Annotated in this window: 12 protein-coding genes; 6 read left to right on the forward strand and 6 right to left on the reverse strand. The window is 34.2% G+C overall.

The genetic code is table 11. The annotated features are described in order from the left end of the window. Nucleotides 1-21: 21 nt before the first annotated feature. The 3 genes from AAGD65_RS00330 to AAGD65_RS00340 form a co-directional block, all read right to left on the reverse strand. A complete protein-coding gene (locus tag AAGD65_RS00330; RefSeq protein WP_341810936.1) occupies nucleotides 22-1638 on the reverse strand; it encodes an ankyrin repeat domain-containing protein in 1617 nt (538 codons plus the stop codon). Nucleotides 1639-1868: 230 nt separating this feature from the next. Further along, entirely contained in the window at nucleotides 1869-3032 is a 1164-nt protein-coding gene (locus AAGD65_RS00335; protein ID WP_264682868.1) for an ankyrin repeat domain-containing protein, read from the reverse strand. Nucleotides 3033-3128: 96 nt separating this feature from the next. Then, on the reverse strand, nucleotides 3129-3380 hold the full coding sequence (locus AAGD65_RS00340; RefSeq protein ID WP_264682869.1) for a DnaJ domain-containing protein: 252 nt from the start codon (nucleotides 3378-3380) through the stop codon (nucleotides 3129-3131). Nucleotides 3381-3549: 169 nt separating this feature from the next. Between AAGD65_RS00340 and AAGD65_RS00345 the strand changes: the two genes are divergently transcribed. Both AAGD65_RS00345 and hisS read left to right on the forward strand, forming a co-directional pair. Further along, nucleotides 3550-4122 carry a NifU family protein gene (locus AAGD65_RS00345; protein ID WP_264682870.1) on the forward strand — a complete coding sequence of 191 codons (573 nt, stop codon included), beginning with the start codon at nucleotides 3550-3552 and terminating at the stop codon, nucleotides 4120-4122. Next, a complete protein-coding gene (gene hisS, locus AAGD65_RS00350; RefSeq protein ID WP_264682871.1) occupies nucleotides 4119-5342 on the forward strand; it encodes a histidine--tRNA ligase in 1224 nt (407 codons plus the stop codon). The genes AAGD65_RS00345 and hisS overlap by 4 nt, the downstream gene beginning before the upstream one ends. Here hisS and surE read toward each other — a convergent pair. Next, entirely contained in the window at nucleotides 5339-6106 is a 768-nt protein-coding gene (gene surE, locus AAGD65_RS00355) for a 5'/3'-nucleotidase SurE (protein ID WP_264682872.1), read from the reverse strand. The two genes, hisS and surE, sit on opposite strands and share 4 nt — an antisense overlap. Before the next feature lie 433 nt (nucleotides 6107-6539). On the opposite strand from surE, the gene AAGD65_RS00360 reads away from it, so the two are divergent. Beyond that, nucleotides 6540-7814, forward strand: coding sequence for an APC family permease (locus AAGD65_RS00360; protein WP_264682873.1), 1275 nt, complete (start codon nucleotides 6540-6542; stop codon nucleotides 7812-7814). A gap of 70 nt (nucleotides 7815-7884) precedes the next feature. Continuing rightward, nucleotides 7885-9171 (forward strand): APC family permease, encoded by a 1287-nt coding sequence (locus AAGD65_RS00365; RefSeq protein WP_149168684.1) that lies wholly within the window; start codon nucleotides 7885-7887, stop codon nucleotides 9169-9171. Between the two features lie 28 nt (nucleotides 9172-9199). Here AAGD65_RS00365 and AAGD65_RS00370 read toward each other — a convergent pair whose 3' ends face one another. Further along, entirely contained in the window at nucleotides 9200-9625 is a 426-nt protein-coding gene (locus AAGD65_RS00370; protein WP_015587974.1) for a hypothetical protein, read from the reverse strand. Nucleotides 9626-9763: 138 nt separating this feature from the next. Between AAGD65_RS00370 and AAGD65_RS00375 the strand changes: the two genes are divergently transcribed. Next, entirely contained in the window at nucleotides 9764-10786 is a 1023-nt protein-coding gene (locus tag AAGD65_RS00375; RefSeq protein WP_264682874.1) for an aspartate-semialdehyde dehydrogenase, read from the forward strand. Between the two features lies 1 nt (nucleotide 10787). Here AAGD65_RS00375 and AAGD65_RS00380 read toward each other — a convergent pair whose 3' ends face one another. Next, nucleotides 10788-11864, reverse strand: coding sequence for a 5-(carboxyamino)imidazole ribonucleotide synthase (locus tag AAGD65_RS00380; RefSeq protein ID WP_264683449.1), 1077 nt, complete (start codon nucleotides 11862-11864; stop codon nucleotides 10788-10790). A 106-nt stretch (nucleotides 11865-11970) separates the two neighbouring features. Between AAGD65_RS00380 and apaG the strand changes: the two genes are divergently transcribed. Continuing rightward, complete coding sequence (gene apaG, locus AAGD65_RS00385) at nucleotides 11971-12375, forward strand: Co2+/Mg2+ efflux protein ApaG (RefSeq protein ID WP_010402892.1); 405 nt, start codon at nucleotides 11971-11973, stop codon at nucleotides 12373-12375. Nucleotides 12376-12384 lie beyond the last annotated feature (9 nt).

Here is a 12384-nt window from a genome sequence, read left to right on the forward strand (position 1 = left end):
TGAGTGCTTGTTTTAACTGATTTAGAGGGATTTTTGATGACATACACCTTTAGATATTGTTGAATTGCTTAATAAACTTCGAGGACATTGATCAAGTTTTTCAAACTCACTAATTACCATCTTGATATCCCTTTCTATAGCACTAACCTTTCTTTCTCTAATTTGCTCCAATGTCAAAAGTGAATCATCCAATGGTCTTGAATATTTTCTCCCGATAAACTTTCTGATTACCACGTCAGCTAGCAGAGCTGTTCCATTAAAATCAACTTGCGAAAAATCAATTGGGCTTCCAGTCAAATGTGCAACAGATTGTTGTGCAGGAGGTAAAGCAGGAGTATTTCGACCCAATGTAGAAGCAGTTATCCAACTAAATATACTATTAATAAAAGAGGAAGGTTTTACTGCACTGCTTGCTGCGTTACTTGCCACGCTGCTAGCTTCCAATTCTTCTTTAAGACTTACTCTAGTAGAAGTTAATATCGCTTTGCAATCAATTGAAACGGCACCACTTAATATAGATACTATTCTTTGCATTGCACTACTGTTATTACACATATCTCTTCTGTAACCTCCAACAACATCCGATGCTGTTCTGCCATTTACATCTTTAATACTAATATCAGCATTGTTGCAAAACAAGAGTTTTACCATATCTGATTGACAATGAAACGACGCTAAGTATAAGGGTGTAAAACCTTTATAATTTGTAGCATTGATATTAGCACCACTATCAATTAGAAGTTGTGCTATTTCCAGTTTACCATTAATAGCAGCAATGTGCAGAGAAGTATTAAAATATTCAGTATTAGTAGCATTAATATCAGCACCTTCATTAAGCAAAAGCTGCAATATTTTTAAATCGCACTTGTCAGTAGTAAAATGTATAGGTTTTATACCATGCCTTTCACTACTCAAGATTTCGCTTTTTATACCTATACTCTCCGCCTCTTTAATGCACTTTTCAACTTTCTGAAAATTACCTATGTTTATAGCAGTAAATAATTCATCTATGAATAGTTCAACTTTTTTGCTTGTTACATCTGCGGTACTATAATTATTACCCATTTCTAACACTGTCTGTATAGTTCCTATAGAGCTAACTTTAGCAGTATGTTCTAGCATAGATGCTATTTTTCGTCTTGCATCGCTATCACACATATTTCTTCTATAACCTCCAACAACATCCGATGCTGTTTTGCCATTTACATCTTTAATACTAGTATCGGCATTGTTAAAAAGCAAAAGTTTTACCATATCTAGGTAACAATAGAAAGATGCTAAGTACAAAGGTGTAAAACCTTTATAATTTGTAGCATTGATATTAGCACCATTATCAAGTAGAAATTGTGCTACTTCTGCTTCGTTAGCAGCAGCAGCAATATGTAAGGGAGTACTCAAATATACAGTACTAATAGTAACATTAATATCGCCACCTTTGGCAATTAAAAAGCGTAATATCCTTAAGTTACGTTTTTGAGTAGCAAGACGCAGAGGATTTATAACGTGCTCTCTACTATTCAAAACCTCATTCTTTACATGCTCACTCTCTGCCTCTTCAACACATTTTTCAACTTTCTCAAGATCATGCTCATCTATAGCAGTAAATAAATTCTTTCTCAATTGCTCAAGTTTTCTCATCACGTATCTCCTAAAGAATAATGTTTCCGGCTTTATATCACACAAGTTAGTATGTGCAAGTGAAATTTACAAAGAAAAAATTTCACTGGTTAAAAATTAGGTCTTCAGCAATCTATCAAGTAACTTTTGTGCAAGATATTCGAAGCTCCTCATTCAAATTTTTTAGTACTTGATAAGAAGCAGTATGCTGAAGAAAGGGGAAAATAAGCACTCAAACTTGAGTGCTTATTTTAAAGGCATTTTTGATGCATGCTTTTAGATATTGTTGGGTCGATTAGTGAACTTCCAGGATAAAGTTCTTTACACTTACTAAGTGCCGTCTCGAGTTTTTTTTCTATAATGTCAAGTTCTCTTTCTTTATTTTTTTCTGTTGTCAAAGGTGAATCGTTTAGTGGCCTAAAATGTTGTTTTCTTGTGAACTTACTTATTGCTACAGCAGTTAGCAGAACTGTTCCATTACAATCAATTTGTGAAGAACCAATAGGGCTTCCAGCCGAATAGGCAACAGATTGATGTGCAGAAGGTAAAGCAGGAGCACTGCTGAATAAGCCACTGATGGTGATAGTTATCCCATTAAATATACTATTAATAAAAGAAGAAGGTTTTACTGCATTGCTTGCAGTGCTGCTAACTTCTTCAAAATTTTCTCTGATAAGAGTGAAGGAAGAATTCACTGTTCTACTTGCCAAGTCTGTGGTATTACTAACTTCCAATTCTATCTTGATTGCTTTGGTAGGGAATAATGAAAGATTCGCTGCACTACTTACAGAATCTGTGGCGTCATTAGCGTCTAACCCTACCTTAACACCTGCTTTTATAGAAGTTAATTTTGCTTCACAGTCATCTTCAGTAGCACTGCTCAATACAGATTCTATCTCTTGAATTTTACTATTGCTATTACATCTATCTTTTCTATAACCTCCAACAACATCTAATGCTGTTTTGCCGTACTTACTTTGAATACTAGCATCAGCACCTCTACAGAGTAGGAGTTTTACCATATCTAAATGACAATGGTTAAATGCTAAGTACAAAGGTGTAAAGCCTTTATAATTTGTAGCATTGATGTTAGCATCACGATCAAGTAAAAACTGTGCTATTTCTAGTTTGCCATTAATAGCAGCAATGTGTAAGGGAGTACTCAAATATCGACTGCTAATAGTAGTATTAACATCAGCACCACTGTCACACAAAAACTGTAATACCTTTAAGTTACCTATGTAAGTAGCAGAATGCATAGGCTTCATACTATATTTTTCATTATTCAAAATCTCATTTTTTATGTGTCTATGTTCTGCCTCTTCAATATATTCTTTAACTTTCTCAAAATCATCTCTGTTTATAGCAGAAAATAATTTTTTTCTCAGGCTCTCAATTATTTCTTGTCTTTCCATCAAATACCTCCTAAAAGACAACGTTCCCGGCTTTATATCACACAATTTAGTATGTGCAAGTGAAATTTACAGAGAAAAAGTTTCAATAGTTAAGAATTAGGTCTTCAGCAATCTATCACGTGCCGCGTTTAACTTTTGTGCAAAATACTCTGAGCCTCCCTTATCTGGATGGACTAGCTTCATTAAATTTTGGTATGCTTTATTGATTTCATTTTGGCTTGCTTCAGGATTTAGTCCCAGTATTTTTAATGCTTCGTCTTTAGACATGTTATCACCAGTGTAATTTTTGTTGTAACTTGTACCACTATTAAATTCGTTCAAAAACTTACTTAGTATAGAGTTCATCATAAAGCTTATGTTATTTCTCTTTGCCAAAAAGAGAAAAAATACGACAACGCTAGGTAGAACGAACGTGATTATTATGAATACTAAAAAGAGCAAAAAGATGAATGACATGTATATTTTTTTATCATTTTATGATTAAATAGTAACAATTATAATTGTTGTGGTAAATAACATGTTTATCCAGATTGAAGAAACACCAAACCCAAACACGCTGAAATTTCTTCCTGGTTTTGAAATTCTGAGCGAAGGAGAAACAGCTGATTTTTCAAATGCAGATGAAATAAAAAATTCTAAACTGGCAGCAAGTCTTTTTCAAATAGAGCATGTGGTAAGAGTATTTTTCGGTCATGATTTTATTTCAGTAACAAAATCAGATGGAATTAATTGGGACGTATTAAAAGTAGAAATTTTAACTACAATTATGGATCACTTTACTTCTGGTGGAAAAGCACTGGATAAAGAAGGAGTAAGTGATAATAAAATGCTAGAGGAAGAATTCTTTAATGAAAATGATATAGAAATTGTAAATAGAATAAAAGAATTGATGGAAAGTTATATTAAACCTGCAGTTGCTCAAGATGGTGGTGATATCAAGTTCCGTGGCTATAAAGACGGAATAGTTTACGTTGAACTGCAAGGAGCTTGCTCTGGGTGCCCAAGTGCTGCAATTACCTTGAGGCAAGGAGTGCAGAATATGCTGAGCTATCACATACCAGAAGTTTCAGGTATAGAGACTATGCTATGACTAATCAAACAGTTAGAGGAACGAAAGATCTTTTGTTTGATGAATGGTATAAATTTAAATACATAGAGCAAACAGCAAATACAATCTCAAGTTTATACGGCTTTTTGCCTGTTCAAACTCCGATATTTGAATACACAGAAGTTTTCACAAAGACTTTAGGTGATAGCTCAGATATCATAAATAAAGAGATGTATACATTTAATGATAAAGGAGGAAAGAGTATAACTCTGCGTCCTGAATTCACTGCAGCGATTGTTAGGCTACTCATTGAAAAAAAATTGCAAACACCGATAAAATTATTCTCAACAGGACCTGCATTTCGTTACGAAAGACCACAAAAAGGACGACAAAGGCAATTTCATCAGATAAATTTTGAAGTTTTTGGCATAGAAGATCCAAAAGCTGATATTGAATTGATATCACTTGCTCAGCAATTACTCACTGAATTTGGCATCAATAAAAACGTAAGGCTGGAAATTAACTCTTTGGGCGACGGTGAAACAATAACTAAATATAGAGAAGCTTTGATATCGTATTTAAAAAAATTTCAAAATGACCTATCAGAAGATAGTCAAAATAGATTGATTAAAAATCCACTCAGAATACTAGACTCTAAGGATAAGACAGATAAAGAAATAATCTCTGACGCACCAAAAATCAGTGATTATTATACAAAAGAATCTTCATATTTCTTTGACCAGGTGTTAAATGGACTGCAAGCTCTTGGCATACCTTACACTGTAAATAGCAAATTAGTTCGAGGTCTAGACTATTATTGTCACACAGTATTTGAATTTGTCACAGAAGATTTAGGTGCACAAGGAGCAGTTTTTGCCGGTGGAAGATACGATAATCTAGTATCTTCAGTAGGTGGAAAGCATACTCCAGCAATAGGATTTGCAGGAGGTATTGAGCGTATAACGGAATTAATCAACTATGCTGAAAAAAAAGAGAGGCCTATTTATATAATTCCAATCGGTGGAGAAGCTGAAGAACATGCTCTAGCACTTGTAAATGAGCTGCGCAGAAATGATTTATATGTGATTCACGAGTATAGCGGAACTCTTAAAACCCGAATGAAAAAAGCAAATCAAGCAAATGCAAAAGCTGCATTAATCTTTGGTGATGAAGAACTGAGCAGTAAGACTTTAAAAATTAAAAACATGGATACAGGTGAAGAAAAAGTAATCGCTCGTGATAAAATCGTAGAAAACCTCTAAGGAGTAATGCAAGTGTTAGCTATAGAAGAAAATTCGTCTGCAAAAGAATTTTTCATAGCATTCAATGTATCATAATCTGTAAAATCTAACTTTACTGGTGTAATAGTAATAAATCCCTCTTTTATTTTATCTACACTACCACTGCCTGAGTGTTCTCGAGACCAATTTAAGCTCAAAGAACCATTTGCGTTTTCAGTAAAAGTTAAATCCCCATCAATATTGTATTCACCTTGTTCAGCAAATTCTACCCCTTTTACTTTTTCTGTAGCAGGAAAATTTACACTCATCACTATATTTTTAGGCCAACCAACTTTCATTAGCTTGCTGATAACCTTTGATGCAAAAATCTTTGTATTATGCCAGTTTATTTCATTACGATAAACTTGGCTTAGCGCGATAGAAGGTATAAATCTTGCAGCACCTTCCATTGCAGCACCAATTGTTCCTGAATAACAAATATCATCGCCGACATTTGATCCAATATTTACTCCAGATAATATCAAGTCTGGTTTTTTATTCATAATCTTATTGAGTGCAATAATGACGCAGTCTGCAGGGGTACCAGATACACTAAACTCCCTTTCGTTGTGTTGGTTTATTTTAATAGATTGTTTCACTGGATAATCAAGAGACCTTGCAGCTCCACTCCTATCAGTATCTGGTGCCACTATCCATACCTCTGATGCGAAATTATGTGCAATCTTTTTGAGTAAATTTATTCCTTCACTTTCAAAGCCATCATCATTTGTTATCAATATTATCATATGCAACACTCAGCTATCAAGGTATACTGATGAGGTTTTAAATTTCTTTTCATAACCATAACAAAGAACTTGCTACAAATCAATAAGGAAAAATTAGAAGTGCGGCCAGGTTACTGCCGCAACTTTCTTTGATTAAAGCTTAGCAAGCTCTAGAGCTTTAACACTAAGCAGCAGAAAATCTTGCCATGTCCCCTATAAATGCTTTCACTTTTTCAAGATAGGTAGATGGTTCTGCAGGGATTGCTATCTCGTCTATCTTATAAGATATTGCTGCATCTATGACTTCATCTGTTATTAATTCTCTTAGCTTTTTTTATTATATGCATAAATAAAAATATGCTTAAATTAAAAAAATGCAAATTTTGTATAAAAAAGATCGATTGAAATTTCTGAGCTTCAATTATATTATTAATCTATTAAGATAAAGATTACTGTGTCAAATAAGATAGGGTTTTTTGCTATTTTCGCCTTGGTGATTAGTAGCCAAATTGGCTCTGGAATTTTCATGCTTCCAATTAGCCTCGCTCCGTATGGCGCTTATAGCCTTATAAGCTGGGTAATATCAGGATTTGGTGCCATATCTCTTGCTTTGGTTTTTGCTTCACTCTGCGCAAAATTTCCAGAAACGGGTGGTCCTCATATTTATGTGAAACATGCCTTTGGCTCTACAGCAGCTTTTTTTGTTGGTTGGACATATTGGGTAAGTTCGTGGGTTAGCTCAACTGCTGTAACGATTGCAAGTATCGGTTATTTAGCTCCACTTTTTCATAATGATATACAAGATATACGTTTGCTTTTAGAAATAATATTAATTTTAGCTATTATGCTAATAAACTTAAGAGGAGTAACTACTGCTGGCCGTGTTGAGCTTCTGCTAACCATTGTTAAAATTATCGCACTTCTTGCAATACCTATCGCAGGGTTGTTTTTCTTTGATAAAAATAATTTTATTGTAAGCGAGGAAGTATCAAACTTTACAATATCGCAAACTTTTGCTCGTTCTACACTCCTTACTCTATGGTGTTTTATTGGACTTGAATCAGCAACAGCACCTGCAGGATCCGTCAATAATCCAGCTAAGACAATACCAAGAGCTATAGTGCTTGGAACAGTCTGTGTTGCTGTGATATATTTCATCAATAGTCTTTCAATTATGGGATTGATAAGTGGTAATGAACTAGCTAGTTCAAAAGCACCATATGTTGATGCGATAAAAATTATGTTTCCAGGTAATTGGCATTTAATTATTTCTGTTGTTGCCTTTATCGTTTCTGTAAGTAATTTAAATGCTTGGTTTTTAGCTGATGGACAGGTCACCTTAGGCCTTGCAAAAGACAAGTTAATGCCGCAATTTTTTGGCAAAAAAAATAAGCATGATGCTCCATTATGGGGAATAATACTCAGTACTTTGGGGGTGTTAGTTTTACTTATCCTAACGTCAAACAAAAGTTTTGCTGAGCAAGTAACTTCAATAATTGATATCTCTGTGGTGTCATTTTTGTTTATCTACTTAGCATGTAGCCTTGCTTTTCTCAAAGTTAATATACAAGACAAAAGCTACTGCAAATTTTTAATTGGAGGTGTGGCTGTATCTTTTTGCTGTTGGATAATATACGAGACTTCTATAAAAACATTGTTAATATCAAGTCTATTCCCTTTAAGCGGAACACTTATTTATCTACTTTGGTATCATAAACTAAAAACTTAACTTAAATTTTTTATTTGCTAAAATTCTTAAGCTATACTACTGGCTTACATTAATAGAATTAAGAGGTATTGTGTCAAATAAAATAGGTTTTTGGGCTGTTTTTGCTTTAGTCATTAGTAGTCAGATCGGCTCTGGGGTTTTTATGCTTCCAATTAGCCTTGCTCCATATGGCGCTTATAGCCTTATAAGTTGGATGATATCAGGAGCTGGTGCTGTGTCTCTTGCGCTAGTTTTTGCTACGCTATGTGCAAAGTTTCCAGAAACAGGAGGTCCTCACGTTTATGTGAAACATACTTTTGGTCCTGCTGCAGCGTTCTTTGTTGGTTGGACATATTGGGTAATCTCATGGGTTAGTACAACAGCTTTAATAGTTGTGGGTGTTGGCTATCTTACACCATTTTTCCATGAAGATATCAAAAGTATGCGTTTATTTTTAGAGCTGTTGTTATTTACAATCATTACATTAATAAATTTAAGGGGAATAGCTACTGCAGGGCACGTTGAGTTTCTGCTCACGGTTGTGAAGGTTGCTGTATTGCTTGCAATACCTGTAGCAGCGTTGTTTTTTTTCGATAGAAATAATTTTATCATAAGTGAAGAAATATTAAGTCTTACAACATCGCAAATTCTTGCCCGCTCTACACTCCTTACTTTATGGTGTTTTATTGGACTTGAATTGGCAACAGCACCTGCAGGGTCAGTTGATAATCCAGCTAAAACTATACCAAAAGCTGTGGTGCTTGGCACAGTTTGTGTTGCTGTTATATATTTTATCAACAATTTTGCAATTATGGGATTGATCAATGGCAACAATTTAGCAAGTTCAAGAGCACCATATGTTGATGCGATAAAAATTATGTTTTCTGGTAATTGGCATTTAATTGTTTCTATAGTTGCATTCATTTTTTGTGTTGGCAGTCTAAACGCTTGGGTTTTATCTAGTGGACAAGTTGCTTTTGGTCTTGCAGAAGATAGACTAATGCCAAAATTCTTTGCTAAAAGGAACAAGCATGGCTCTCCTTTTTGGGGAATAACAGTTAGTTCAATTGGAACTGCAATTTTACTAATTCTCACTTCAAACAACAATTTTGCCCAGCAGATTACGTCGATTATTGACTTTTCTGTAATTTCATTTTTGTTCGTTTATCTTGCGTGCTGTTTTGCCTTTCTAAAGGTTATTATACAGGAGAGGAGTTGTTATAAGCTTTTAATTGGTAGCATAGCAACAACCTTTTGTTGTTGGGTGATATTAGAAACCCCTGTAGGTACTCTGCTGATTTCGAGCCTGTTCACTGCAAGTGGCATACCCATTTATTTATTTTGGTACTGCAAAACTTCTGTGCAACAAATTCAGTAGTGAGAGATACACTTTAAATGGTTAATATTTATGGGCCAAGATTTTTTTTCTCTTTATCTACTTGTTCAATATTACCATTCTCAAGTTTGCTACCTACTTCTTCTGTGCGTTTATTATCTATGTAGATCTCATTTTTTGCTTTATTAGAAAGACCTATTTGCGATTGCAGTTTTTTATACTCTTCTTTTTCAGGCGTGAAAATTTTCACTAAAAATCTTCCTATTATTGGTATTGAACTTAAAAAATCTCTTAATCCAAAAGATTCTTGCTTCTTGTTTGAAAGATGCTGGTCTATCTTAGAAATTTTCACACCATACTTTTTATCATCAAAATTTATCGCTGGCTTGCTTTTTTTCGAAAGAACATTTTGAATCTCTAATCTATTGACTTTTTCAGGCTTTTGAAATTCAGATACTGCAGGTTTGACCTTAGTGTCATCATGTTTTTTACTCATTTCATTCTACCATGCAATATTACTAGTGTCTTATAATTATAACTAAATTATGGTTAATTGCAAGGTAAAAATATTAAAGTAATTGTAAATTTTATCAGTAAAAATATAATATAGCTTTAAAATCAGAGGTTTATTTATATGGGATGTAAGATTGCAGTTATTGGAGCAACAGGAAGAGTAGGATATGAGGTATTGACCATGCTTGCTGAGTTTCAAAAAGAGGGAAAATTTTCGATAGATTCTGTTATTGTATTTGCATCAAAAAAATCAGAGGGAAAAAAGGTAAGTTTCGGCGATGAAGAATTAACTGTCTTAGACCTTGAGAACTACGATTTTGTTGGAATTAATATAGCAATTTTCTGTGCTGGGTCTCATGTTTCCGAGAGATACGTACCGATTGCAACTGAAGCTGGATGTATTGTCGTAGATAATACCTCTCGTTTTAGGATGAAAGAAGGCGTGCCACTAGTTATTCCAGAGATCAACAAAGATAAAATTACGGAATATAAAAACCATAACATAATATCTAATCCAAACTGTACTACAATACAAATGTTGCTGGCATTACATTTATTACACAAAAAAGCAAAAATAAAGAGAATCGTTGCTTCAACTTATCAATCAACTTCTGGTGTAGGTAAAGCAGCAATGGATGAGCTTTACAATCAGACAAAAAAAATCTTTATGAATGAATCTAAAAAACCTGAAATATTTCCTAAGCAAATAGCATTTAATTGCATTCCCCATATAGGAGGGTTCATGGAAGATGGCTCTACAGAAGAGGAATGGAAAATGCAAGAGGAAACAAAAAAAATTTTAGGAGAGAATATAAAAGTAACTGCAACTTGTGTACGAGTACCTGTTCTTGTTGGTCATGCTATAGCAGTAAATGTAGAATTTGATCAGCATATAACTGAAGAAGAAGCTCGTGAAATGCTCAGTGAAGACGATGGAGTTTTAGTACAAGATAAGCGCGAAGATGGTGGATATATGACTCAGATTGATGTTGTGCAAGAGGATGCCGTATACATATCGCGTATTAGACAAGACGATACCGTTAAACACGGATTAAATATGTGGATAGTAGCTGATAATCTACGCAAAGGTGCAGCACTAAATATAGTGCAGATCTTGGAGATCTTGATCAAAGAGCATTTATAGCTCAATAACTTAAATCTATATTGACATGTCCCATTTTACGCTTGTCCCTAACCTCTTTTTTCCCATATATGGTTAAACTAGCTTTTTCGTTGCTCAAATATTTGTGAGAATTATATATATCATTACCTATTATATTTTTTGTCATGCAAGGAAAGCGTAATACTACTTCCTGCATAGGTAATCCGCATATTACCCTCACCAGCTGCTCGAATTGACTAACGTTGCATGCATCCAAGCTCCAGTGGCAAGAATTGTGGGGTCTTGGGGCCAGTTCATTAACTAGTAATTCATGATTTTGAGTGATGAAAAATTCAATAGCTAGAATTCCTACTACATCAAGCGCAGTTGCTATTTTCTTTGCAGTTTTTTGTACCTCTTGGGCTAATTTATTATCTATTTTAGCTGGTGCTATTGAAGTATTAAGTATTCCGTCAACGTGGTGATTCTCTGCTATAGGAAAAAAAGCTACTTTACCGTTTTTATTTCTTGCAACGACTATTGAAACCTCTTTCAGTAAATCAACACTTGCTTCAAGAATGTACTCTTTATTCCAATCGAAGGAAGCAAATTGCTTCAGTTCAGAATCATTTTCAATCACATATTGTCCTTTTCCATCATAACCCATTTCTGTTGTTTTTAGCCTCACTGGATAGCTAAAAGTTTCACTACTTTCTATTAGCTGATTATAATTTTGTATACTTTTGTAATCAGCAGTTTTTATGCTTAAATCTCTAATAAAATCTTTCTCTCTCAGCCTATTTTGCGAAATGTGTAACGCCTTTTTGCCTGGATAAAAATCTGTATGCTGCGACACAATCTCAATTGCACTACATGGAATATTTTCAGACTCAATAGTGACTAAATCCACACTCTGTGCAAAAGATTCAAGTGCCCTCTTATCACAGAAGTCTGCTATTGTTAAATCATCAGCAACAGAACAAGCTGGATCGTTTTTAGCACTGGCAAAAATATGCGTTTTGTGCCCAAGTTTTATTGCAGCGATAGCAGTCATTTTACCTAATTGCCCACTTCCTATTATTCCTATCACTTTTTTATCCAGTGGATCTGTTTTGTTCATCATGTAGATTAATATTTCCTAGTTAGAGTACGATAATATGCTTGGAAAATCTATGAAAAAAGTGTATAATTGAAGTGTGTTAAATTTTTATCATGAACACTTTACGATGACCATGAAATACACACTTATTACTAATTCTGTTGAAGTTACAGTTTTGCCAATTTACATTGAAGAGCAATCCATTCCTTATGAAAATTGTTACGTATGGATGTATAATGTTAAGATAAAAAATAAAAGCTCATCAACCATTCAATTATTAAGTCGCTATTGGCGAATAATAGATCATAAGGGCAAAATAAATGAAATTGCTGGAGTTGGTGTTATTGGAGAACAACCTGTAATAAAATCTGGAGAGGTATTCAAATATACAAGTGGAACATACTTAAATACACCATCAGGAATAATGCAGGGTAAATATGAATTTCTGAACGAAGAGAGCATAAAAACCTTTGATGTTATGGTACCACCCTTTTCCTTAGATAGTCCATACGTTAACACTAGACCTCATTGATCATCAAGA

It is taken from the genome of Wolbachia endosymbiont (group B) of Chesias legatella, assembly GCF_964026945.1.
GTDB lineage: Bacteria > Pseudomonadota > Alphaproteobacteria > Rickettsiales > Anaplasmataceae > Wolbachia.